Source organism: Acinetobacter sp. YH12027, from assembly GCF_013420085.1.
Taxonomy (GTDB): domain Bacteria; phylum Pseudomonadota; class Gammaproteobacteria; order Pseudomonadales; family Moraxellaceae; genus Acinetobacter; species Acinetobacter amyesii.
Genome location: NZ_VOYW01000010.1, coordinates 17,293 through 43,219, shown reverse-complemented (window position 1 = coordinate 43,219; position 25,927 = coordinate 17,293). Strand labels below are relative to the sequence as shown.

19 protein-coding genes are annotated in these 25,927 nt (G+C 43.0%); 7 read left to right on the top strand and 12 right to left on the bottom strand.

The genetic code is table 11. The annotated features are described in order from the left end of the window. Positions 1-105: 105 nt before the first annotated feature. The 5 genes from FTT94_RS04650 to FTT94_RS04630 all read right to left on the bottom strand — a co-directional run bounded on the left by FTT94_RS04650 (position 106) and on the right by FTT94_RS04630 (position 4,821). Positions 106-261 carry a hypothetical protein gene (locus tag FTT94_RS04650; protein ID WP_171263744.1) on the bottom strand — a complete coding sequence of 52 codons (156 nt, stop codon included), beginning with the start codon at positions 259-261 and terminating at the stop codon, positions 106-108. Positions 262-614: 353 nt separating this feature from the next. Continuing rightward, positions 615-2,234, bottom strand: coding sequence for an AarF/ABC1/UbiB kinase family protein (locus FTT94_RS04645; protein WP_180066177.1), 1,620 nt, complete (start codon positions 2,232-2,234; stop codon positions 615-617). An 18-nt stretch (positions 2,235-2,252) separates the two neighbouring features. Further along, a complete protein-coding gene (locus FTT94_RS04640; protein WP_180066180.1) occupies positions 2,253-2,921 on the bottom strand; it encodes an SCP2 domain-containing protein in 669 nt (222 codons plus the stop codon). 16 nt (positions 2,922-2,937) lie between these two features. Beyond that, complete coding sequence (ubiE, locus tag FTT94_RS04635) at positions 2,938-3,882, bottom strand: bifunctional demethylmenaquinone methyltransferase/2-methoxy-6-polyprenyl-1,4-benzoquinol methylase UbiE (protein WP_180066183.1); 945 nt, start codon at positions 3,880-3,882, stop codon at positions 2,938-2,940. A 225-nt stretch (positions 3,883-4,107) separates the two neighbouring features. Next, complete coding sequence (locus tag FTT94_RS04630) at positions 4,108-4,821, bottom strand: hypothetical protein (RefSeq protein WP_180066185.1); 714 nt, start codon at positions 4,819-4,821, stop codon at positions 4,108-4,110. A gap of 205 nt (positions 4,822-5,026) precedes the next feature. On the opposite strand from FTT94_RS04630, the gene FTT94_RS04625 reads away from it, so the two are divergent. Then, positions 5,027-6,445 carry a phosphate--AMP phosphotransferase gene (locus tag FTT94_RS04625; protein WP_180066188.1) on the top strand — a complete coding sequence of 473 codons (1,419 nt, stop codon included), beginning with the start codon at positions 5,027-5,029 and terminating at the stop codon, positions 6,443-6,445. A 139-nt stretch (positions 6,446-6,584) separates the two neighbouring features. On the opposite strand, the gene FTT94_RS04620 is transcribed toward FTT94_RS04625, so the two are convergent. Next, the gene (locus FTT94_RS04620; protein WP_168377972.1) at positions 6,585-7,106 is read right to left on the bottom strand and encodes a hypothetical protein; all 522 of its coding nucleotides are present in this window, start codon (positions 7,104-7,106) and stop codon (positions 6,585-6,587) included. 179 nt (positions 7,107-7,285) lie between these two features. On the opposite strand from FTT94_RS04620, the gene FTT94_RS04615 reads away from it, so the two are divergent. From FTT94_RS04615 to FTT94_RS04590, 6 genes are all read left to right on the top strand, one after another. Continuing rightward, positions 7,286-11,071: an exodeoxyribonuclease V subunit gamma gene (locus FTT94_RS04615; RefSeq protein WP_180170310.1), complete on the top strand. Its 3,786-nt coding sequence runs from the start codon at positions 7,286-7,288 to the stop codon at positions 11,069-11,071. Next, entirely contained in the window at positions 11,068-14,838 is a 3,771-nt protein-coding gene (locus FTT94_RS04610; RefSeq protein ID WP_180170309.1) for a UvrD-helicase domain-containing protein, read from the top strand. The genes FTT94_RS04615 and FTT94_RS04610 overlap by 4 nt, the downstream gene beginning before the upstream one ends. A 194-nt stretch (positions 14,839-15,032) precedes the next feature. After that, a complete protein-coding gene (gene recD, locus FTT94_RS04605) occupies positions 15,033-16,760 on the top strand; it encodes an exodeoxyribonuclease V subunit alpha (RefSeq protein ID WP_257231175.1) in 1,728 nt (575 codons plus the stop codon). Positions 16,761-17,629: 869 nt separating this feature from the next. Beyond that, positions 17,630-17,899 (top strand): 30S ribosomal protein S15, encoded by a 270-nt coding sequence (gene rpsO / locus FTT94_RS04600; protein ID WP_005007057.1) that lies wholly within the window; start codon positions 17,630-17,632, stop codon positions 17,897-17,899. Between the two features lie 273 nt (positions 17,900-18,172). Continuing rightward, the gene (gene pnp, locus FTT94_RS04595; protein ID WP_171262611.1) at positions 18,173-20,260 is read left to right on the top strand and encodes a polyribonucleotide nucleotidyltransferase; all 2,088 of its coding nucleotides are present in this window, start codon (positions 18,173-18,175) and stop codon (positions 20,258-20,260) included. A gap of 138 nt (positions 20,261-20,398) precedes the next feature. Next, entirely contained in the window at positions 20,399-21,667 is a 1,269-nt protein-coding gene (locus FTT94_RS04590; protein ID WP_180170308.1) for a magnesium transporter CorA family protein, read from the top strand. A gap of 477 nt (positions 21,668-22,144) precedes the next feature. Here the strand turns inward: FTT94_RS04590 and FTT94_RS04585 are convergent, their stop codons facing one another. The 6 genes from FTT94_RS04585 to FTT94_RS04560 form a co-directional block, all read right to left on the bottom strand. Next, positions 22,145-22,408 carry a YdcH family protein gene (locus tag FTT94_RS04585; protein ID WP_180002890.1) on the bottom strand — a complete coding sequence of 88 codons (264 nt, stop codon included), beginning with the start codon at positions 22,406-22,408 and terminating at the stop codon, positions 22,145-22,147. Positions 22,409-22,477: 69 nt separating this feature from the next. Next, entirely contained in the window at positions 22,478-22,816 is a 339-nt protein-coding gene (locus tag FTT94_RS04580) for a chaperone modulator CbpM (RefSeq protein ID WP_078189792.1), read from the bottom strand. A 10-nt stretch (positions 22,817-22,826) separates the two neighbouring features. Continuing rightward, positions 22,827-23,789 carry a DnaJ C-terminal domain-containing protein gene (locus tag FTT94_RS04575; RefSeq protein ID WP_180041045.1) on the bottom strand — a complete coding sequence of 321 codons (963 nt, stop codon included), beginning with the start codon at positions 23,787-23,789 and terminating at the stop codon, positions 22,827-22,829. Between the two features lie 141 nt (positions 23,790-23,930). Then, on the bottom strand, positions 23,931-24,395 hold the full coding sequence (locus FTT94_RS04570) for a DUF2147 domain-containing protein (RefSeq protein WP_078192815.1): 465 nt from the start codon (positions 24,393-24,395) through the stop codon (positions 23,931-23,933). 188 nt (positions 24,396-24,583) lie between these two features. Then, complete coding sequence (locus tag FTT94_RS04565) at positions 24,584-25,048, bottom strand: DUF2147 domain-containing protein (protein ID WP_180063769.1); 465 nt, start codon at positions 25,046-25,048, stop codon at positions 24,584-24,586. A 284-nt stretch (positions 25,049-25,332) separates the two neighbouring features. Beyond that, positions 25,333-25,785 (bottom strand): DUF2147 domain-containing protein, encoded by a 453-nt coding sequence (locus FTT94_RS04560; RefSeq protein ID WP_180010246.1) that lies wholly within the window; start codon positions 25,783-25,785, stop codon positions 25,333-25,335. Positions 25,786-25,927 lie beyond the last annotated feature (142 nt).

Genomic DNA, 25,927 nt, shown 5'->3' with positions numbered 1-25,927 from the left:
GTAGTCGCTTAAAATACAGTCGTAGAATTATTCTAGTGCGTTTTTGCACAGACCCAATGGCTGAAACTTACGACAAATGACTTCTCAGTCATATCAGGGCACCACTCACGAATGCTGTAATAATTGTTCATTATGCCGATGCAATTGAAACAAACTGAGGCAGACGATTGCCCATGTCGCCATTGGGAAGACCGCCCAAGCAAATAGATTAATGATAAAAACCACGGCCCCAGCTAATAACCAATAATTTAACCCGGCCATCAGTTTTTGCTGTGGCAAACAAAGCAGGAATAAACAGGGAAGTGCATTAAAGATAATGATCCACCAAAATGCAGCAGCTACGCTGCATCCTATACAGGGTGGTGTTGGCTGACGGTTGCCAGTTTAGAAACGGCATGTGTATATTTAGTTTAACCAACACATCAAGCAGGGTCGAAAAACTATACAGCAAGGCCGTTGCACATGCTCGGAGAGGGGTTCGACCATACAGTACCCCTAAATAACTGTATGACATGGCGTTCAGCCTTATTTAAATTTTTTTTTATAGCTTTAAGCCCTTTATTGTCAAAAGGCTTAAAGGATTTATGGATACATCAAGATCATTTAAATACAGATTATTTAAACACACGCCAAATGGCAAGTAAGCTTGAAAGTGCAATTAATACGATGGAAACATACCATGGCGCAATTATCGCAATGGAGAGAAAGATGGCCATAACACTGCCAAAGACCCAACTACGCTTTTGCTGATGTTCCATTTGCAAGCGCATGCTTTGCAGTTCATTGAGTTGTTTGGCATGCCAAGCTGACTGATTTTTTAAACCATTCAGACTGTCGATCATCAGCGTTGGTAAATCTTGCGCACCTAAAAGTAAGTCTGGAATTTTTTGTCCGAGTTCTTTTAAGTTTTTCTGAGGATTCATTTGCGCTTTAATCCAATCGGTCAGGATTGGTTTTGCCAAACTCCAAATATCCAATTCAGGATAGAGATCAGTTCCTAAACCTTCGACATGGACCAAGGTTTTGAGCAGCAACATCAGTTGTGGCGGAATCTCTAAATGGAAACGACGCGCAATATCCATCACTTGAATCAGGATGCCGGCGAAGTCCAATTCATGCATTGGTTTAGAGACCATCGGGCCAACCGTACGACGCATTTCACGTGCTAATGCATCTTGATCTGTACCCGGTGGAATCCAACCCGCTTGATGCACGATTTGAATCAGTTGCATAAAGTCGCTGTTCATAACCGCAAGCAGCATGCGTGCTACGGTCATTTGGTCGTGCTTTGAAAGCTCACCCATAATCGCGCAGTCCAAGGCAATAAAGCGTGGATTGCTTGGATTAATGGTTTCGACGAAGACATTCCCCGGATGCATGTCTGCATGGAAGAAGTTGTCGCGGAACACTTGGGTAAAGAAAATGGTGAGCCCTTTTTCGGCTAAATCTTTACGATCCATGCGCAAGCGATCAAAGGTCGCAATATCTGAAATTGGTACACCCGTAATACGCTCTTCGACCATGACATCACGGCTGTCCATATAGACTTCAGGCACGTACATCATGCTTGAACCGGTGAAGTAATGACGCATACGACGCGTGTTATCCGCTTCTAAAGTCAAATCCAATTCATTGAGAATAATTTGACGGTAGTCTTGAATAATTTCAGACAGATGCAGGGCACGAGCGGCTTCTAGGCGTTTTTCAAGGAACTGACCAAGCCACTCTAATATTTCAAAATCATGCAGAATTTGATTGCGAATATTCGGGCGAGTCACTTTCACTACGACTTCGCGACCATCATGCAGTGCAGCAGTATGCACTTGTGCGATAGATGCTGCGGCTAAAGGCTGCTCGTCAAAGCGTGCAAATAAGGTATTAACATCGGCTTTGAGTGATTCCTGAATGCGCATTTTGGCAACGTCATTTGAAAAAGGTTTTACACGGTCTTGTAAAAGCACCAATTGCTGTAAAACTTCAGGTGGAATCAAGTCACGACGGGTAGACAGTAATTGACCGAGTTTAATGGCCAAAGGTCCCATATCTTCTAAAGCTTGTTTTAGCTTCAGTGGATTTTTACGTTCTTTGCTTAAACGTGCTGCAGGATGTATACGAATGAGGGAAAGAATATGACGGGCTTTTTCCGGTAATTCTTCCGCAGGAAACAACGTGTCGAGTCTATAGTGCGCAGCAATGCGCCAAAGGTCGAGTAAACGTGAAACGTGCGGAATCATATATGCAATTACCTAGTCTTAAGTGTTGTCTTGTAATGAGTCAATTTGGCTGTGCAGCTGCTGAATTTTTGCTTCTGCACGGTCCAGATTTTGATTCAAAATTCGGGTGTCTTGATTCAGGTCATCCATTTGCCAGCGTGGGGCAAGCAAGCCTGAATCTTCTTTTAACGCGTCTTCAGCAAAGAACAAATGGCTTTGTAAAGTACGTTTGAGATGTTTGGGTGCAAGTTGTAACTTACCAATTTCATGCGCAAGGCTTGGACCAATCCAAGGGCTTAGATGCGAAGCTAAATCAGGCTCAGCTTGCTGCATAATGCGCTGGATATCCTGCAATAAGTGATAATCACCTTGCAATGGAATATTGCCGACATCTTCAGCCAACAGCAGTTTGAGGAGCTCGACTACTGTTTTGACATGTAAGGTCGCGGTTGCTTCAGTTATGCTTGACTGCTGTTCGAAAGGGCGTTGCTCAAAGATGGATGCAGTTTCAGTATGTCCTGTTGGCGTCGGTTCTAAGCGAACTTTCTGATCGTCAAAAAACACATCCACCGACAGCTGTGGTGAGTCGATCACCACACGCAGCATTTTGCCTTGCAATTCATTCAGTTGGATGCGAGTAATAGCATCCAAATCAATGACATGATGAATTAAGCGTTCAACTGCACCAAGTGCGAGAATCGACCACATAGTTCAGCCTGCAGTATTAAAGTTTGAAACCACGGTGTACAGCCACGATACCACCCGTTAAGTTGTGGTAATCACAGTTTTGGAAGCCCGCATTTTCCATCATACCTTTAAGAGTACGTTGGTCTGGGTGCATACGAATTGATTCTGCAAGGTATTTATAACTTTCAGAGTCATTCGCTACGATTTTACCCATGATCGGTAATGCAGTGAATGAGTACAAGTCATACAGTTTTGAGAATGGTTCAAATACCGGTTTAGAGAATTCTAAAATCAGTAAACGACCACCTGGCTTAAGAACGCGGTACATTGCAGCTAGTGCAGCATCTTTGTCAGTCACATTGCGTAGACCAAATGAAATGGTCAATAGGTCAAAACTGTTGTCTGCAAAAGGTTCTAAAGTTTCAGCATTGGCCAAAACGAAATCGACATTGGTACAACCAGCATCAATGAGGCGGTCACGACCGACATTGAGCATCGATTCATTAATGTCTGAAAGCACCACATGACCTGTCGGGCCAACTTCACGGCTAAATACTTTGGCAAGGTCGCCTGTACCGCCTGCAATATCCAGGACGTGCTGACCGCGACGTACACCTGACATGTTAATGGCAAAGCGTTTCCATAGACGGTGAATACCAAATGACATTAAATCATTCATGATGTCGTATTTTGCAGCCACTGAGTGGAAGACTTCCGCTACTTTTTGTGCTTTATCTTCGCTGCTCACGGTTTGATAACCAAAGTGCGTGGTTGCCCCAACGTTACCAGTATTCGCGCCACGTGGCAGATTATATTTGGGTACTGAACCTGTCACAGGTGTGTCGGTCAGACGTTGTTCTAAAGATTGTTGCTGACCTTGCGCTGTCCCTTGTGGTAAAGGTTCAGTTAAGAATGGACTCGCTTTGTCTGTATTTTGTGCCGACTCAGGTGTAGGGACAGGCGTTTGATTCTCGTTAGACATTAGAGTCACTCCTAACTTATAAATAGGGTTAATGTTACTTTGTAAGCATGATGACAGATTCTCTGTTGTTATACAGCAGTCATTTGCGTTTGTGGTGAATAATATACAGAAAAAATAAGGGGCTGCTGTAATTGCTTTGCAAAACCCCTATAAAAAATCTGAATTCAGTCTTGCAAGCCCAGTTTGTTTTATATCAAACATGGGCTTTGTGGGATGTGAGTTTTGTTAAGCCGCAGGCTGAAACGGGTTCGGGTCACCGGCATGTACACGGTCAACGATTTGGCGTTCTACAGCGGTAAATTCGCGGACAAATTTTTCTGCTGACTTGAGCGGTTTCATCGCCAAGAAGCCATCTTGCATAAAGTCGTACATCACTTCGAAGTTATATTTTATTGCTGCACCTTTGCACATCTTAAAGGCGGTATAGACCATAAATGAGCGCATATATTTATCTAAATTACGACCTAAATCGTCCAATAGTTGCAGCTGTAACATACGGTCCTTGCCCTGATCGAGCTTAAGATAAGTCTGGCGCATCATTTCATCGGTTAGGGGCAGATTGGATGGATAATCTTCTAATAATTGCATGGCCACTTGTTCATCAAGCTGTACGGCTAAAATGGCAAGTTGTACGCCCGAAGTACCAGTCTTTATAGCATTGTCTGGAATCAATTTTTCAGCTTTGTGCGCATAGCGGGTGAGACGTGCAATTTGTGCAGCTAATGCATCAAAATCAGGACCGCCATATAAACGGTTAATAAAATATTCAGACATCAGTACATTGTGTTTTTCAGCAAATTGCACAGCATGCGTACGTTGCATGCGCTGCTTTTGCCACTGCTGGACATCTTGTAAACGCTGTAAAATTTCTGGCTTTTTGTGGTAATTCAACTGGTAATACAGTTCAAGTAAATCATCTAATACCGCAAGTTTGGACATTGAGTGTCTCAATTATTTTTTAGATGTTTGAATCTTAGTGGGTGTTGGAGCTTAGGGCTATGACAAAGTGACGAAATTATAGGTCAATCTGAGTCAGTTTGTTGCAGAAACGGTCATATTTTGCATTTCAGCATATACATGAAAGCATTGTTGTGGGGTGAAGGGCATGGTTATACTCAAAACAGAATAAAACCAAGGGTCCGCCATGAGCTTAAAAGAAACAGAATTTCAATTGATGGATGAAGAACAACTCTCGGTTGAGCTGATTGAAGCGCAGTATCAACTAAAAAATACCAGCCGTCAGCCCAATGCCAAAAGCGTGTTGATTTTAGTGAGTGGAATCGAGCTTGCGGGTAAGGGCGAGGCTGTCAAACAGCTCCGAGAATGGGTCGATCCACGCTATTTAAGGGTGAAAGCGGATGCCCCGATCATGTTTAATCAAAAACAAACCTTTTGGCAGTCTTATGCACGGTTTATTCCTGCCGAAGGGCAAATCATGGTGATGTTTGGAAACTGGTACAGTGATTTGCTCAGTACCGCCATGCATGTGTCAAAGCCTTTGGATGAAACCTTATTTGATGAATATGTTGAGAACATGCGAGCCTATGAACAAGACCTAAAAAATAATCATGTCGATGTGATTAAAGTCTGGTTCGATTTGTCTTGGAAATCCTTACAAAAACGTTTGGATGAAATGGACCCGAGTGAAGCGCGTTGGCATAAATTGCATGGTTTAGATTGGCGCAATAAAAAGCAATATGACAACCTACAACGTTTACGTCAGCGTTTTAGCCATGACTGGGTCATCATCGACTGTGAAGATGAGCAAGTCCGTGATCAACAATTTGCACAGCATATTTTACGGACCTTAAAACATTGTCCAACACATGAAACCACGGCGGTGGGGCGCTGGAAACAAGCCAAAACCCCACAGGCGTTATTGGAACCCAGCACTGCCGTCGCTGATGAAGCCGATTATAAAAAAGAATTAAAAAAATTAAGCCGTAAGGTGGCTGAAGCTTTACGTTTTGATTCACGCAACGTGGTGATCGTCTTTGAAGGGATGGATGCCGCAGGGAAAGGCGGAGCAATTAAACGTATTGTTAAAAAGTTAGACCCACGCGAATATGAAATTCATACCATAGCAGCACCTGAAAAATATGAACTACGCCGTCCTTACTTATGGCGCTTTTGGAATAAAATTGTCCCTGAAGAGAAAATCACGATTTTTGATCGCAGTTGGTATGGTCGTGTTTTGGTTGAGCGGATTGAAGGCTTTGCTAATACCGTTGAATGGCAGAGGGCATACGATGAAATTAATCGCTTTGAAAAGGACCTATATAACACTCAAACGGTTGTCATCAAGTTCTGGTTAGCCATAGATAAGGATGAGCAAGCTGCGCGGTTTAAAGCCCGCGAAGAAACCGCCCATAAGCGGTTTAAAATTACTCCAGATGACTGGCGGAATCGTGACCGTTGGGATGACTATCTCAAAGCTGCTGCAGATATGTTGCAACGCACGAATACAGAATATGCGCCGTGGCATGTGATTGCGACCAATGATAAGCATAGTGCTCGTTTACAAGTGCTAAAAACGATTTTAGCGCAGTTGAAAGCAGATTGACTTTATGAAAAAAGCCACGCAATTCGTGGCTTTTTTCTTCATTTTCAAAACTCGCTCATTTTCAGATTTACTTCATCTTTAGATCTATGGTTTAGATCACTTTGATTTGTAAACTATGTTGATGCGCTAGATATCGCCGTTAAACATTGTTCGGCGTTGGAACAGGTTGGTTTGGAAATTTCTGTTGAATACGCTTCGCCAATTGGTAGCTTTCTTCCACATGGGTTTCAGCGACTTTTTTCATCACGATGTAACCCAAACTGGCTGCCACCAATTGTCCACCTAGTGGAATAAATTTGGTCACTTGTTTGGTAATATATTTTGCTGCAATGTTATTCAGCGATTTTTTCATTGCGGTTCGTGCAACTACTAAGCCAGAAAATTCGACACCACGTTTACGCAGTTCTGTCCAATGAATCTGTTTGGTTTTCGGGTCATACACACTAATTTGATCTGGTGCTAAACCAAAACGCGCATTAATTTCTGGAATGAGCTGTGACAAAATTCCGACGTCAATCACCACATCCAAAAATGGCACAGGAATAATGGCTGCACCTGCTGAAAAGTAAGCACGTTTTTTCACAAGCTCTAAGCATTCAGCGCGAATAATGTCCAGATTTAAGTTAGGGTCGATGGAATCAGGAATGTTATCAATTTTCATAAGCAGATACCCTTGATACTGGATTGGTTTTTTTCTCATAAAGTATCATTAAGATACTTGTTTAAAAGCATTTTTTGCAATCTATTCTCTTGTCAAAGTCGCATAGACAGCCCAAGATGTATAGTAAATAATCATTGTTGTTTTGTAGTAGTTGGTCACGCAGGCTGTATAGGTAATCCATGGCAATACATGTAATTCAAAGTCAACGAATCGAAGTTTTGGTGGATTGTCTGATCGAAAAATTGAAATCGAATCAATCGACCAATGCCTTGTCCGTCTTGCAAGAACGACATATCGTGGTGCCCGATCAAGCCATTGCTGCATGGTTAGAAAAGCAAATTGCTGAAAAAATCAGTATTAGTGCCAATATTAAGCATCATCGTAAAATTTTAGGGTTGCAGTGGAAAGCCTACGATTGGGCCTTGCCGAATAAACAAGACCGTGAGCGGATTAAAGGTATCAACATGCCGCCGTTGATCATGCAATGGCGTATTTATAATGCTTTAGCGGTTTTTATTGCGGCTGATCAGTTCGATGCAGCACAGATTCCGACAGATGTGCAGCCCTTAGTCCAGCGTATTTTTGACAGTACAGTACAGCTCTCCGATCGAAAAAAACGTGAGCAAAAGCGGCAAGAAATGTTGTACTGGATCGCTGCTCAAGTCACTCGGCTTTTTACCAACTACATGGCCTTTCGTGGTAGTTGTATTCATACCCCAGATGAAGGTGTTGAGCACTGGGTTTGTCCACATTGCGATACTGACTGGCTAAAAGCGTGGAGTCACAACCAGCCATTAAATATTATGCAACTCACAGGTCTGAAACCTGAACAAGCCGATGAATATCTACCGACGCAGGCTCGACAACTGGAGCATTGGCAGCGTTGGTTGTGGCATCAAGTATTCCAAAAAGACTTTAATGACCGACAGGAAATAGACAATAAATTTTGGTTTGCCTTGGCGCATGCTGAGCAAAATCGGCAGCAGCAGTTTGATTTGGATGCTGAGGAGGATGAACGCGATGATGATGAGCGTCATCAAACCTATAACGGTTTGCCTGAACAGATTTTCGTCTTCACCACTTTAGAATTACCCCCTGCACAACTGAAATTTTTATATCGTTTGGCGGCGTATACCGAAGTACATCTGTTGTATTTCAACCCATCGCGTGAGTATTGGGTAGACATGGTCGATCCCGTTTGGAAAGATCGTTATAACCTGAAATTACAACAGCGTTATATTGAGCGAAATCCCAATGTCAGCACGGCGCAAATTCAAGCCTATCTGAGTACGACCAATGCGGAATTTCGTGAATCACAGCATTCCTTATTGACTCGTTTAGGCAAGCGTGCGCGGGATAATTTTGCATTATTGGTGAATATGTCTGGTGGCGAAGGTTGGGAAGATATTTTTCCAGACACCGAGCCGACAACGCTGCTCGCTCAAATTCAATATGACATCATGACCTTAGAAGAACCCAAGCAGCATCAATATGCACTTGCGGGTTCAGATGAATCGATTCAATTTCATGTCTGTCATTCTAGCCTGCGTCAATTAGAGGTTTTACGTGAGCAGTTGGTACATTGGTTGGCAGAAGGTACGGAACAGGAGCCACGCCATCCGAGTGATATCTTGGTCTTGGCGCCGAATTTAAAAGAACTGGAACCACATATTCGGACGGTCTTTTCGACGACTCGAGGCATGGGACGCAGTGCTGTGGATTTACCTTATATCCCAGTCAAAATTGCAGGGGTGGTTAGCCAAGATATTCAAAATGCATGGCAAGCCTTTGTTGGACGCATTGAAATTAGTCAAGGTCGTTTTACCGCAGAAGATTTTCATGATTGGCTGAATTTGAATGCGGTGCAAGAACTGTATCAGCTCGACCATGTGCAAATGGAACGTATGATGGAGCTGCTGATTCAAGCCGGTTTCCGTCGTGGTTTAGATGAACAGCACATGTTGGCTTATTTGTCTGAGCAAGACCGAGATTATCGTTATACCTTTAAATTTGCATTAGACCGTTTGGCGTTAGGGGTTGCGATACCACAGCATGCCGTATTTGAGGACACGTTAAGTTTTGCAGGGGTGTTGAGTAGTGATTTTGAGTTGGTGCAAACTTTAATTCAGATCTACCGAGATATCAGTGCGCGTCGAGATTGGCTCAATCCGAATCTCAGCACACAGACGGTCAAAGTGTGGTTGCAACAATTAGATGCAGATTTAAAGCCTTTTGTGGAAGCCAGTGGTCGAGCATTTGAAACCATTCGCAGTGTGATGCGTGCGATGACGCAACGTCTGCACAATGCCCAAAGTGATAAAGTTGAGTCGCTCCCAAACAGCTTTAATTTGCCATTATCTTTGCTGCTCAAAGAAATACAACAAGGCATCGATAGCTCTGTCGATCAGATCGAACCAACTGGTTCAGTGACCTTTGCAGACATGGGGAAAATCCGCCAAGTCCCATTTTCATTGGTGGTGTTAATGAACATGGATAGCGGCAAATTTCCGCGTCGTGATCAGCAAGTGCCTTTTGATTTGATGGATGTGTTTAAACCGGTTTTGGGTGATCGCTCTCGTTTGGAAGATGATAAAGGTGCATTTCTAGATGCCTTGTTATTTGCCCGACAGTCCTTGTGGATTTTCTATAATGGCTTTGATGTCAATGATGGTGAAAGTCGTGAACCATCCTCCGTGATTTATGAATTTAGCCAATTCCTCGCACGGATGATTCAGCCGCAGCAATTGAACCAACCCCATGATGCCATGTTGGATTTGGATGGCTTACGCATCCCACAACAACTCGAACCGCTATACCATATTTATCCTTTGCAGCCATTTGACCCGATGGGTTTTCAGCAGTCGAAAAACCTACGATATAAAGATCAATGGTTTGCTGTGGCGGAACATATTTTAGATCAGTCTGGTCAACGCCAATCGTGGATTAACCGTGATTATCCTGTGCATGATGAACAAGAAGTACGGGTTTTGGATGGTCAGGAATGGATTAAAGATGTGGTGTTTCCAGCTCGTGCATATTTGAAAACGCTTGGCGTGGCCAGTGTCTATACCGGTGACCAATTACCACAGCAAGAGCCTTTATTGCTCGACCGTTTACAGCAATATCATGTCCGTGACTTATTGCAAAAGCATTATGTGCAACCTGCCTCTCGTGTCCATCAAGCTGAGGATCAGAACTCTACGACTCCAACTGAACCGGATATGGCCTTGTTCCAAGATGTACTGCCTGTGGGACATAGTCAAATAGCGACTTGGAAGCTCAGTTTGCAAGAGCAGGCACAGTTATTAGAGCGTTTGGATGGACGCCGTGTAACCGCGACCACCTTACAAAACTTACAGCTTGAACCGCATTTGATACTGAGTATCACCGTGCCTGAAGACTCTCAGAGTATGCATTGGTTAAGCTGTATGGCGTCTGGGGCAAAGCCTAAGCGTCAGACGCAAACCTGGCTCGAATATCTACTTTGGTTGAGCTATTTAGACTTAGGCGATGAGGGCGCGACGTATCGTCGTGAAGTGATTTGTAATGATAAAAGCATAGTCTGTTGTGGATTAAGCTCTGCACAAGCCAAGCTGCAGCTCAGTGAATGGGTGGCGATGTGGAAACATGCACAAAAACGTCCTGTGGTGCTGCCTGCTGCCTTAATTCGCCAAGAAAAATGCACTTGGGTGGAGAATGAAACAGGCCAGCTCATGCCAGATAATTTTGCAAAGCTTCAAGAGGAATGGCTGAAAAATCATAGTTTTGGTGGAGTGGAGTTGGAGTCGAATGAAGCCAATAGCCACCATCGTGATTGGAGCTTTATTTTACAGCAACAAGCGGCAGATGAGCTTCTGGCATTGTCCTGTCGTTATTATGCAGAACGTTTATATCATGTGATGGATACCGAGGCGGATGACGGCCTAAAAAAACTCAATGTCATCAAGCCTGAGGTGAAAAAATGAATATGCCACAGCAAACGATGAAAATATCCACCAACCCGATTGCAGACATGAGCTTTACCGGACTGCACTGGATTGAAGCCTCGGCGGGTACAGGAAAAACCTATACGCTTTCCAGTCTGATGGTGCGGATTTTTCTCGATCGCTATATGCCGAATCAGGTCATTGCCACCACTTTCACCCGTAAAGCCACAGCGGAACTCAAAGCGCGGGTACGACTGCGGATTGAAGAAACCCGTGGCTTTGTTAATGGCCTGCTCGCGGCATCTCAAGATGAGTTGGCCGAACTTCAGCAAAGTTTGAGCGACCCTTTGTATCAGCAAGTGCTGAAAGATCATGGGCATCACTTAGAATATGCGTACAATCGTCTGAACGTGGTCTTACAACAATATGAAGAACTCTTTGTCGGAACTTTAGACAGCTTTAGTCAAAAGTTATTACGTGAATTTGCCTTTGAAAGTGGTCGTATTGAACAGGTGCAAATCAGTGATGATGAAGACCTGCATATTGAACGGATCATTCATGATTTATTAAGAGATTGGATCCAGCAGCAGCCTGCGCATTTGATTGAATATTTGATGTTGAATCATCAGTTGAAAGGTCCTGAATACTATCTTAGTGTAGTAAAGGAAAGTCTAAATTTCCCATCGGTGGATTTACGTGTCCCTGAATTACCCGAAAATGCTTTGGCGCATTTTGAAGCGATGTGTCATCAGCTTGCGCAAATGCTGCCTGCCGCTCGTGTAGAGCTTGCAGCGTGTTTTGATGCAGGAAGTCATTATAAAAACTTGGTGGACGCTCGACGTTTTAATAAAGGTGCATTTTTTGTCACCTTTAACACACGCATTCCCGAGTTTTTACAGCACTTTGAAGCAGCGGGTAGCCAAGGGGTTTTGACTCAGTCCGATGTGTTACAACAGACAATGAAAGCCATTCGCTCATTGTTTTATGATCCGAATAAAACTGAATTTAAGCCACGTGTCTTTAAAGACAAAGTCGTTGAAGAGCAGCCTAATGTCTCAAAAGCGTTTTATCAACATGCTTTTGTTCAACAACTCCGAGCGGTGCTCAGCGCTTATGAACATATCAATCAAGCAGAACAATACCTGAATTTTTATTTGGCGCAGGAAGTCAAAAAGCGTTTGCCTCAAGTGTTGTCCCACGCTGGGGAAACCACCTTTTCACAACAAATTCGGACCTTATCGGAAGCCTTACAGCAAAGCTCAGCCGCAGGGAAAGACAGTTTTGCTGCTCATGTTTTAGCACGATATCCGCTGATTTTAGTCGATGAATTTCAAGACACCAACCAAGATCAAGATGACATGCTGTCTAGCATTTGGCGGGTCAAGGAGCGCTTACATCAGGGCTGTATGATTATGGTCGGCGACCCGAAACAGGCGATTTATGGGTTCCGTGGCGGTGACATGCTGACCTATCGTAAAGCGCGTCATGATATTCAAGCCAAGGGTGGGCGTTGTTATACCTTGAACAAAAACCATCGTTCAGTCAAAAACTTGGTTGAAGTGGTGGATGCCTTGTTTCATCGGCAAATGGACTTTGGTGAGCAAGTTGAATACACCCCGATTCAAGCAGGTGAGCGTGAGCATCCTCCACTGATTGATCATGATCAAGTCAATCCACAACCGCTGCGTTGGTTGGCTTTGGATGAAACGTTGAATGAAGCAGAGCAAGTGGCTTGGCAGATTCAGTCCTTGCTCAACCAAGCTCAGCAAGGACATTTATATTTTCAAGACAACAATACCCAGCGAGCACTGACAGCAAACGATATTGCGGTCTTGGGGCAAAACCATTTCGACTTAGAGCAAGTACAACAATGTTTATTGCAGCTGGGCGTCCCTTGTTATAAAGCCTCTCGGGACAGTGTCTATAAAAGTTCCGTCGCACAAGACGTTGCCGCTTTGCTGACCGCGATTTTGAATCCCTATCAAGAAGCCAAGGTGAAACGTGCGCTGCTGAGCCGTTTATTGGGTTTTGATCTGAAACAACTGGTCGCACTCGAACAGCAGGCAGATGGACTGAGCGACATCATCGAAAAACTCGAACAGATTCGACAAATTTGGAATGAGCAAGGATTCCGCAGCGCGTGGAATAGCTGCATGACGGTCTTTCAGGTGTGGACGCGTTTGGTGGCTGGGCAAAGTCGAGATAATGAACGCACAGTGGTGAATTTACGCCATATCGCAGAATTATTAAGTCAGCAAAGTGAACACTACACCGGTGCGCATAAGCTCTATCAATGGTTTATTCGCCAAATCAATTTAGGCATCAATAATGAAAGTACCCAAGAGCGAAAATTGACTGGGCAATTGGGGGTGCAATTGATGACGATTCATGCATCCAAAGGCTTAGAATTTGGTTGTGTATTTTTATTGGGAGCAAATGCAGGCTTAAGTGAAAAAGGCAATTTGAATTTTTCCCTTAAAGACAATCAGCAAAAAAGCCTTGGGTTAGAACGTGTGATTGCCGTGAAGTCTTCGGACTTACCTGAAGATGATATTCAACAAAATGATGCGCGCAATGAAGCAGAGCATCATCGCTTGTGGTACGTGGCGTTGACCCGTGCCAGTTATCGTGTCTATGCCGTGCTACGTCATCATGAGGTCGAAAAGAAACAAATGGCAGAAGCACGCTCAGGACTGACTTTTTGGCGTGGAAGCGAACCAGATCTGTTCCAACATGCAGAAAGTGTGGATGCTGATGTTTTGCGTGCAGCACCACCGATGTTGACTCAGACTCAGGTTGAAACTGTTGTATTAGACGCGGAAGAAATTCCCAACAGCCATTTTTATCCACGGGAAACCACCAGTTTTACCGCGCTCACGCGTACGGCACATAAGACACATATACAACGTGACCAACTGGCAGCTGCAATGAACGAACAGGAAGACAGTGCTGCCGATGAAGTTGAACAAGTTGAAATCATTGAAGCAGAAACGGCAGAGAAAATAAGCTGGATTAAACGGCATTTTCCAAAGGGAACCAAGCCCGGAAGTTTCTTGCACAAGTTGATGGAAAAAGTTCGATTTAGCACCCCAGAAGAGAAGTTGGCCAAAGCCATCGCATCACGTTTTCATAGTGATGTTGAGTTTGATTCGCCGCAAATATTGCAAAACTTGATGAAACAGTTTGGTCAAACGGCGAACCCTGAACAAGATGAAGCTGAACTGATTGAAGAAATGCAGGAATGGTACAGTCAAATCATTCATACACCGTTGCATGATGGTTTTAGCCTGCATCAGTTAAACGATGGCGAATATCGTTCAGAAATGGACTTTCATTTGAGTATGGCAGATCGTGCATTGGCGATACGTAAAATACGCATGCTATTTGAAAGCCTAAAAGAGCCAGATTTACAAATACAAGATTTGAATGATGTGTTTACAGCACGCTATCTGACGGGGTCGATTGACTTGGTGTATTTTGATGGTCAGCGCTATCACATTGCCGATTATAAAAGTAATTTCTTAGGCGATCAGACCGCACATTATGATCATGCCTATATTCGAGAAAGTATGAGTCATTCCAGTTACTGGTTGCAGGCGGCTTTATATTTGGTGGCCCTGCATCGTTATTTGAAAGCCGTGATGAAAGACTATGATATGACGCAGCATTTGGGTGGGGCGAGTTATCTGTATCTTCGTGGTATGGATGGACAGTCCGATCGTGGGGTATATCACTGGAAGCCGGCGGATACATTCATTCAAAACCTCGATGCAATATTGAGCGAAAAGGTTGTGGCTAAAACGTGAAAAAGCACGAAAAAGATAAAAATATTCACGCTGAAACAATAAGTTGCATTGTGGATAAGTTTGAGGATAACTGTGTGGAAAATGATCAAAAAGCCTTATCAGCACAGCCTTTGCACGCGAGACAAGAAAATACTGTAGAAAAACAGGTTTTAGTTCCCCAAAATACCCAAGAAAAAGCTGATTTAGATGCGGTTTTGCCGGATTGGATTGACTATTTAATCCAACATTATTTACCCAATCAGGCCAGTCATCCTGCTGCAAATCAGTTAATTCAACAATTGATGCAAGCCGTGGAAAAAGGCGACAGTTGTATTTTGGCCGAAAATGTACAGATTCAATGTTTGGCTCAGATGGTTCAGCATGAGCAAGCTGAAAAAACACCTGTTGCGCCTTTTATTTTTGATTCACAGCGACTTTATCTTTATCGCTATTGGGCATTAGAAAATGCTTTAGCCAAGCAAGTTGCACGTTTAAAACAGCAAACAGAGCAAAATCTCAATCAAACGCAGATGCTTAATATCGAAAAGGATTTACTGACCGATCCCCATCAGATCCAAGCACTGCACATGGTGTGTCAGCACAATTTTAATATCATTACCGGTGGGCCTGGGACAGGTAAAACCTATACCTTGGCTCGGATTATTGCCGTGTTGAATGAGCAAAATCCAAATTTAAGAATTGCGATGGCAGCGCCGACAGGAAAAGCGGCGCAGCGCATGGAAGAAGCCTTACAAGCAGCGTTTAAAGATCCTGCATTGCAGCATTATTCGATTATTCACAAACATTTGAAACCCGTAACTTTGCATCGTCTATTGGGTTTAGGGACGCGCGCTATCCCGCGGTTTAATGAGCGCCAACGCTTACCCTATGACGTCATTGTGGTCGATGAAGCCTCCATGTTGGATTTAAGTTTGGCGCAGATGCTATTCGCGGCAATCCCTCAGAACAGTAAGCTGATTCTCTTAGGGGATGCAGAACAGTTGGCTTCGGTCGATGTTGGCGCTGTTTTGGCCAACCTTCAGGATGTCGATGCCTTACAAGCCAACCGTACCCATTTACAGACCAGCCGCCGTTTTGTACAGGGTGCAGCCATTGGTGAGTTTGCTCGTTTTATTCAACAACAAGAACAACAGCAAACAACCACTGAAGTTCTGGCGAAATTCGAACATCAGGTGGTATCTGCATCCGAACTTCAGCCGATTCAACTGACACCGAATATGAGCGATGTGATTCAGTTGCAATATCTCCCCGACGCTACGAACAGTGCGGCACATTGGGCAAAATATTATGATCAACTGATGTATGGTTTTCAGCCCTATGTGGCATGGTTAAAACAATGGCCAGAGCAACCCGCTGAATATGCAGATTGGTTAGCCCAATTGATTCGCTATTTTGATGATTATCGAATTCTATCGGCCATTCGACATGGAAAATTAGGCTTACATGAGCTCAATCAGCAGATTGAACTTCGGGTCTTAAATGCCTTGGGTGTGTTGAAACAAGGGGATTGGTATGTCGGTCGTCCAGTCATGATGACCTATAACGATTATCAACTTGGACTATCAAATGGTGATATCGGGATTTGCTTAAAACGACCGATGACGGAAAAGTCGCAGTTTGAGGTTTATTTTCCAAGTTTGGATAAATGGGTGGTGGCAACACGGTTACCTAAAAGTATAGAAACCGCCTATGCCTTGACCATACATAAGTCTCAAGGTTCTGAATTTACCCATACGGCGGTAGTTTTGGAAAATCATGCTACCGAAATGATAAGTAAAGAGCTGATTTATACCGCCATCACTCGTGCCAAAAAAGTGGTGAGTTTGCTTGTTGCAAAAGATGCATTGGCAAAAGCGCTTATAAAAAGAACAGCGCGAGTTAGTGGTCTGTTAGAAAAAATTAACAATCACCTACCTTTGTAAAGCCTAGGCAAAATGTACCGTATTTTGTAAGAAATGGCTTACATCGATTCAGGAGATTTGCGCATAGAGCTTTTTAGAGCTTTTTGAGAAGATGACTTCACAGAAAAAGAACTCAACACGGATGGTTGAGTAAAATCGCAAAAGTATAAGAATAACGTCAAAAGACAGCGAACTTACAGTGAAGTAAGGAAATAGGAAACTTACAGCCGCTAAGCCTTGTAGTTTTGGGAGAGACTACAGGGCTTTTTTATGTCTGGAAAATAAGAAATGCCTATACGCTGTAACAGAAAAGAAATAGAGCTTAACTGATGTACGAAAAAGCTTACATATAGATACGAAAAATACGACTTTTATCTAATAGCCGTTGTGGCAAAATCTACCACATAAGGAAGTGCAAGTTAAAACATGGAATGTTTGACATAAGGACGCGGAAAAGCGCCACATAAAACAATAAATAATAAAACAATAACTAAAAAAGAAGAAACTACAGCGCAAAAAAGCCCGAGCCTAGCTCGGGCTTTTTTTTTAATCATTCCACTTTGAGTTTTGCATGCTAAACATCGAGTGGCAAAATATATCAAAAAATCAGTTTAAAATTCATTCAATGACATCGCATTCAACATGTTAGAAATATGCGGTTTTGTGTCGCATAAAGTATCGAAACATATAAAAAATTTATAATGGAATCGATGTGAAAAAAAAGGCGCTATTATCGTCATGAAAACCTGACGAAGTCGGCCATCTCTTTTTGCAATTGGGACGATTTTCCCTTAATATAATGCACTTGCTGTAGTGATGCACGGCAGTCAGCTGATTTATCAGTTGATTCGTATCAAAAGTTAACTTTATAAGCATCTCGGAGAAATCGAATGGCTTTAACAAACGCAGATCGCGCAGAGATCGTTGCAAAATTCGCTCGCGCTGAAAACGACACTGGTTCACCAGAAGTTCAAGTAGCTCTTTTAACTGCTCAAATCAATGATTTACAAGGTCACTTCAAAGAGCACAAACACGACCACCATAGCCGTCGCGGTCTTATCCGTATGGTCAACCAACGTCGTAAGCTTCTTGACTACCTTAAAGGTAAAGACGCTACTCGTTACAGCGCATTGATTGCTGCTTTAGGTTTACGTCGTTAATTCGATTTAAACTTTTATTTTCGGACTATTGCATGCTTAGTGCTGTATTACTGAAAACTAAAGTCTATCCAACCTTGGTTGGATAATGGGGAAGGGGCGATGATTCGCTCCTTCTTTGTGTCTCAAATTAGCATTTTTAATTAATGTTTTTAATATCTAGTGAGGTCGGCTTCTAAGCTTTGTCATTTATGTTGCAGCGTTTGGGGCGTTGAGTGAATGCCAAACCTTAGGGGTCTCCACTAGAATAAAATCAGGAAAAAATAAAACATGTCGATGTTTAATATTATTCGTAAAGAATTCCAATACGGTCAGCATCAAGTTGTCCTAGAAACAGGTCGTGTTGCGCGTCAAGCGAACACTGTAATCATCACTATGGGTGGTGTACAAGTTCTTGTTGCCGTTGTTGCTCAACCAACAGCTAAAGCAGGTCAAGACTTCTTCCCATTGACTGTTAACTACCAAGAAAAACAATATGCTGCAGGTCGTATCCCGGGCGGTTACGGTAAACGTGAAGGCCGCGCGTCTGAAGCTGAAACTCTTATTTCACGCTTAATCGACCGTCCAATCCGTCCGTTGTTCCCAGAAGGTTACTACAACGAAATCCAAGTGACTGCGACTGTGATTTCTTCTGACAAAACGATGGATGCTGACATTGCTGCAATGTTAGGTACATCTGCTGCACTTGCAATTGCGGGTACGCCTTTCCGTGGTCCAATCGGTGGTGCGCGCGTTGGTTTAATCAACGGTGAATACATCCTTAACCCGAACCACGAACAGCTTAAAGAATCTGACCTTGACCTTGTGGTTGCAGGTACAGAATCTGCAGTATTGATGGTTGAATCAGAAGCGAAAGAACTTTCTGAAGACCAAATGCTTGGCGCTGTATTGTTCGGTCATGACGAAATGCAAATCGCGATCCAAGCGATTAAAGAATTTGCTGCGGCTGCTGGTGCAACAGAGTCTACTTGGACTGCACCTGCGAAAAACGAAGACCTTCGTGCAAAATTAAAAGAAGCGTTTGAAGCGAAAATCTCTGAAGCATACACAATCGCTGTTAAACACGATCGTTATGCAGCACTTGATGCGCTTCAAGCTGAAGCTGTTGCTCAATTCGTTCCAGAAGAAGACGTTGACGGTATCGCTGACGACTTGGCTGAATTATTCGAAGACCTGAAATACCGTACAGTACGTGACAACATCTTGTCAGGTAAACCACGTATTGATGGCCGTGATACTAAAACAGTTCGTGCGCTTGACGTACAAGTTGGCGTGTTAGACCGTGCTCACGGTTCTGCATTATTCACACGTGGTGAAACTCAGGCGTTGGTAACAACAACTTTGGGTAATACACGTGATGCGTTAATGGTAGATACATTAGCGGGTACGAAAACTGACAACTTCATGTTGCACTACAACTTCCCTGCATACTCTGTAGGTGAAACTGGTCGTGAATCTGGTCCTAAACGTCGTGAAATCGGTCACGGTCGTTTAGCGCGTCGTGGTGTACAAGCTGTACTTCCAGCAGCTGACCGCTTCCCGTACGTGATCCGTATCGTATCGGACATCACTGAATCTAACGGTTCATCTTCAATGGCTTCTGTATGTGGTGCTTCTCTATCACTTATGGACGCAGGTGTTCCACTTAAAGCGCCAGTTGCGGGTATCGCAATGGGTCTAGTCAAAGAAGGCGAGCGTTTCGCAGTTCTTTCTGACATCTTGGGTGACGAAGACCACCTTGGCGACATGGACTTTAAAGTAGCAGGTTCTGCAAACGGTATTACTGCACTTCAAATGGACATCAAGATCGAAGGTATTACTGAAGAGATCATGGAAGTTGCATTGAACCAAGCGTATGCAGGTCGTATGCACATCTTAAATGCAATGAACCAAGTGATTTCACGCGCTCGTCCTGAAATCTCTATGCACGCGCCTACATTCCAAGTGATCAACATCAACCCTGATAAGATCCGTGATGTGATTGGTAAAGGTGGCGCAACGATTCGTGCGATCACTGAAGAAACTAAAGCAGCAATCGATATCGAAGATAACGGTACAGTTCGCGTATTTGGTGAAACTAAAGCGGCTGCTTCTGCTGCTGTTGCGAAAATCCAAGCGCTTACTGCTGAAATCGAACCAGGTACAATCTACACTGGTAAAGTGATTCGTATCGTTGAATTTGGTGCGTTTGTAAACATCCTTCCAGGTACTGATGGCTTACTTCACATCTCTCAAATTTCTAACGAACGCATTGCGAACGTTTCAGACGTATTGTCTGAAGGTCAAGAGATCAAAGTACAAGTTGCTGATGTCGACAACCGCGGTCGTATCAAATTAACCATGAAAGACATCGAACAAGCTTAATAGTTTGCTGATTCACAGAGTTTCGGCTCTGTGAATGGATTCACAAAAGCCTTGAGTGTAGTCAGAGTATGAACTTTGACTTGCTCAAGGCTTTTTTTATGGCATCATGCAAAAAGTAAACACAATAATAAATGAGATATGCAAACCTATTATTTTTTTCAGCATCCAACAGCGGCGCATATCTATGTGCAAGACCAAGCGCAATGTGAGCATCATCCTGAACTTGAGCCTGAGTTTATTTGGATGGATTGTACCCGTGAAGATGTCGTCAACCGTCCAGAGCAATGGCAGAGTGATATTTTTCAGGCATCAGATCTACGGGTAAATGAATACCATCTGCGGGATATTTTAAATTTAGAGCATCCTTGTGCTTTTGACACACTTGATGATTACGATTTATTAATTTTTAGAAAAATGGTCACACCCGATGATCAAATTGTTGCAGGTGCAGAAGCCCTTGAAAAGCATGAGCGGGTCTTTGGTTTGGCGACCACCCCGATCAGTTTTTTGCTCACGCCCCAAGTGCTGATCACGGTGCGCGAAAAAGGCAACAAAGCCATTGAAAGTTATATCCAACGGATTGAAACTTTAATTTCTCGTCCGATTGATGAACAAAATAAACCACGAAAATTAGCCATTACACCCTTAGATTTGGCATTGCGTTTACTGAATAATATGGTAGATGGATACTTGGATTTACGTGTTCCTTTGACCCGCCGTGTCGAGTTTTGGCAGCAAGAATTGCTGCAAGGGCATCGGCGTTTTACCAAGTGGCATCAGCTGCTGCAGGAAAATATGGCTTTTCAGCAAGTGGAAAATTTGTGTGAAGAGCAAATTGAAGCCTTGCAAGAACTGCGTGATGAAGTTGTGGATAATTACCCACATTTGAAAGGCAAAAAGCGCAGTGAAAAGCAGGATATCATGCTGGTTCGCGTAGATGATTTAACCAGCCATATCGAACGCATTCAAAAACACACCACACGATTACGCAGTGCCGTGCAGGCCGCCATTGATCTGCATTTTTCAGCCGTTGCTAACCAAACCAATGAAAATATGCGGATTCTGGCGATTATTACGGCAATTTTTGCACCATTAACCTTATTAACTGGTATATACGGTATGAACTTTGAGTTTATTCCGGGACTCAAATCGCCAACCGGTTTTTGGATCATGCTCGGCATCATGCTGATGACCACGATTTTACTACTGTATTATTTTTATCGACGGCATTTGGTCGGGCGCGGTGAAAAAAGTGTGATTGATATGCTGGCACAGCAACATGACGATCAACACATGAATTTGTTTTGGTTTATGGATTATGAACCAATTAAACAAACGGTGAAGGGCACAGTCAAAGGTACGGTTAAAACCATGAAAGAAATTGAGAAGCTGACGAAACTCAAATAGTTCGCGTTAGCTTCTCTGATGGATGGGTCTGCTTTAAATCCTTTGATAACTTCGAGACTCACCAAGGGTGCATATTTGAGTTTGCCTTTGCGTTTTAAGCACACTTCGACCAAGGGCTTGTACGGCATTGGGCGTATTGCAGTAAGTGTTCCACTATACGTCCCATCGGCATTTTTGACGATGGTCACATCACCGCGTGAATATCCTGTTTGGTCATCCATGGTTTTTCAAATACTCGTTTATCACTGGCATGTAATAGACTACTGAAACTGAGTAATGCCACCCAATAGGACATGATGCATGTGCATGATGAATCCTTTGTCATGATGTAATTGTTTTACATTTTGTTTTTTAAAGAATCTGCAGTACAACGCGATTTGACCGATCCTTATGGTCTTAGCAATTCAATTGCTTAGCCTCGTGGGTTGTACTGCGAACGACATGCATCATGAAAATTCCCCTATACGAGTCGATATCTCAAGATATATCATCATTTTCATTACTTTTCAGTAAGCGATAAATTTCATCTTTTAGCTTTAATTTCTTACGCTTAATGGTCTCAATATCCGTGTTGTAGTGATTAACAGGATCTAATTCCAATTGAATGATTTCGCGATCCAACTCATCATGTTCTTCAAAGATCCGCGCAAAATGCGGATTTTCATCACGTAACTGAGTGACCAAATCACGGTACTCAGGAAACATGTTTTTGACTTTTTTATTGCAATCTCGTGTTTTCATGGTTGTCGATCATTTCCTCTACAAGAAAAAAGAAAAACGCCCTGCAGGACAGAGCGTTCACGAATACATTTAGTGCGAATGAAGCTGTTGGTGTTTCACTTGGCGACGTAGTTGTTGGACTTCATCAATCAGGTCGAGCATCATGGCGACCGCAGTAAAACTGGCATCGAAATCTCGTTGAAGCCGATAGGCACGCCGTGCGCGAGATATATCATCGCCAAAAAATTGATGAATCCTGTCTTCTGAACGGCTAGGCAGAATATCGTATTCGAGTAGTTGCAGAACCCATTCTGGACTTTGCCCACAGGCAGAGGCAAAGTGTTGTAGATCAAAACTACTTTTTTCGTCTACGATTTCAGTCTGTTTACATCCGTCACAGACAATTTCACGATAATGAATTGTTGTCATGGTGCTCTCCTTAAGACTGTCGTGGATTAAATGACGGAAAAGCTTGAGCAAAAGCCGCATAAGCTTGTTGCTCTTGTTCTGTTTGTGCAGCTGGTATCACTATATTTAAAACCAGGTAAAGCTGTCCGGGTGTTTTGTTTGGTATCCCTTTGTCCTTTAATCGTAGCTGCTGTCCAGTACGCGCATTTTTAGGAATCTGTAGCTCTAATGTTTTGCCATCAGGACTGGTAAATGCAATTTTTTGACCCAATGCTGCTTCCCAAGGACTGATATTCAGTTGTTGGAAAATATCAGCACCTTCTACACGGGTTTGCTCGGTTTGTTTATACAAAATTTCAATGTATAAATTACCAGCAGCTCCACCGTTATAGCCAGCTTGCCCTTGGCCCGAGAGTCGAATTTGTTGACCTGATTTCATGCCTGCAGGAATTTTGACTTGTAGGGTTTTACGTTGAACTTCAGGCTCACCATGGGCATTTAAGCTCGGAATCTGCAAGGTGATATTCTGCGTTGCACCATGAAATGCGATTTCTAAATCCACTTCTAAACTGGCGTGTTGGTCTTCACCACGGAAGCTCTTGGTTTGGCGGTTTGCACGTTGATACTGATAGTCACCGCCACCAAAGCCTTGCCCAAAACGACCAAACAAGTCTTCAAATCCACTAAAGTCCGCATGCTGACCATCACTCGTCGATTGGCGATAAAACTGAGATTGGTCAAAACCACCTTGGTTGCCAGCATTAAACCCAGCAAATCCTTGAGGATGATCGAGTTCAAAATCGTATTGTTTTTTCTTTTCGGCATCACTTAAAGTGTCGTATGCAACATTAATCGCTTGCATACGCGTTTCGGCATCAGCTTCTTTGCTGACGTCAGGGTGATATTTACGCGCCAATTTTCGATAGGCTTTTTTAATTTGATCTGCCGAAGCATCTCGGGCGATCCCTAAAGTTTGATAGTGATTGTCTGGCATACTCTCTGTATAAATATTAATCATGTTTTAATCAATATAGAAGGGTTCATCAAACTGTCATAGGGGCAAACTGCAGCTTATTGTTTCAAAACATGACAATAAAAAAGCCTCACGAGGAGGCTTTTAAAAACACGTTTAAAATTAATATTTTATCCAAGTGACACTACGACCAATCACAGATACACCAACATACCCACGTATAGTTAAATGTTTTCCTGAAGCACTAAGTCTTGCTTTGCCTTTATAGATTTTTCCACCAATCGGGTCCAGAACTTTACCATTTTGGAATTCACGTGGATTTTTTGGATCTTGTTTAAAGTCCCAAATAAATGGCAAGCCGATAAAAGGTTTATTTTTCAATTCACCTGGGCAGTTCGAGCAGACGCCCATTTTTTCAGTGCCAGGGACATTGCGTGTGGTGACAATGATGCCTTCATAGCTTCCATCGGCTTTTTTGCGAATTTCAACGTCTGCACGCGAATATCCTGTACGGTCATCGACGGTTTTCCACTTCCCCACTAGCGGATCGGTTTCCGCAGCGATTGATAATCCTGACAAAGTGCTAAGTAGTATTCCGGCAAATAATTGTTGATATATTTTTTTCATTTCATCCCCTGAAAATTCAGAATTGTGTTTTTAGAGTAAGTTGCCTAATTTATCTATAAAGTCCTACAAAATCAATGTGATAGTTTGTGATGTATTTGGCAGAATTTCTTAAAACGCTGCTTTAATATGGAGTTTTTACTCTAAATTTTAAGTTAAAAAAGGCCTTTAATGATTTAAAGGCCTAGTGCTTAGTTTTTGACCCAAGTGACATTGCGTCCAATTGCAGAGCCTTCAGTACGACCATTAATGATCAAATGCTTGCCATTATTCATTAAACGAGCGCGTGCATTGTAGTGCTTGCCTGATTTGGGATCAAGCATCACTCCACCCACAAATTCATTGGGCTTTTCTGGATCAGCGCTTAGGCCGGATAAGGTGGTTAAACCGACCATCGGTTTATTTTTCTGAGCACCGGTACATTGCGTGCACGTCGAGACATTTGCTGTTCCGGGGATGCTTCGGCTTTGAATAATAGTAGCTGAATACAGGTCATGTTTATCTTTACGAATCACCACATCGGCAAGGGAATAACCTGTTCGATCATCAATGGTTTTCCATGTCCCCACTAAGGGGTCAATCGCTGCCAAAGCAGATGATATACTGCATATTGAGAACATACCGAACAGGATAGAAAAGAGGAATTTAACAGTCATACAGTTACCCACATTACATAAAAAGCAGATGCCAGAAAATTAAAGGCATAAAAATATTATGGTTTTAATGTAGCCTGAAATAATATGAATATTCTAGTGATTTTTTAAGAATTGGTATTTATATTTTGAGCCAAAACATGAACGAGTTGGCGCTAAATGAGGTTTATGCTGAACGTCTACGCACTAGTAAAATAGTCGGAATTCATCTCAAAGTAGATTATTATCGGCATGATGAACTCGTCTGGAGTTGAGTTCATCATGCCAATGAAAGCCGAATGGCCGCTTTAGTTGACGCGGATCCAAGATACCGTCCGGCCGAGAAGCGTGGTCCCGACATACCCTCGAAGTGTCAGGACATTGCCGCGCGCATTCAATTGCCCTTTACCTTGATAGGTATTGCCTGAAAGTGGGTCGATCACCTTGCCATCGGTATAGGCATTCTCTTTTGCATTATGTTTAAAGCCAGAGAAGATCGGTAAACCAATTAAGGGTGCATTTTTGAGTTTACCTTCGCATTTTTCACAAATCGTGGTGACAGGGCGGTTAGGGATGGCATGTACTTTGGTGATTTTACCGCTATAGCTGCCGTCTTTTAATTTGGTGATTTGGACTTCAGCACGGGCATAGCCTGTTTTGTCATCTATGGTTTTCCATGTCCCGACGAGGTCTGCTGCATGTGCTGTTATTGGGCCAAAGTAGAACATGGCTAAAGCAATAGCGAGTGTTTTGAGTTTCATAATTTATCCAGTTTTTTTTACATTATTTTTCAATTAAAAATAAAGCTTTGTTGGTTTTATTGACTTTATTTCTGGCGCGATTCTACTCGAAAAAAAATTGATCGCAAATACAGCTGATCATGTTGAGGTTCTAAAGTTCGAA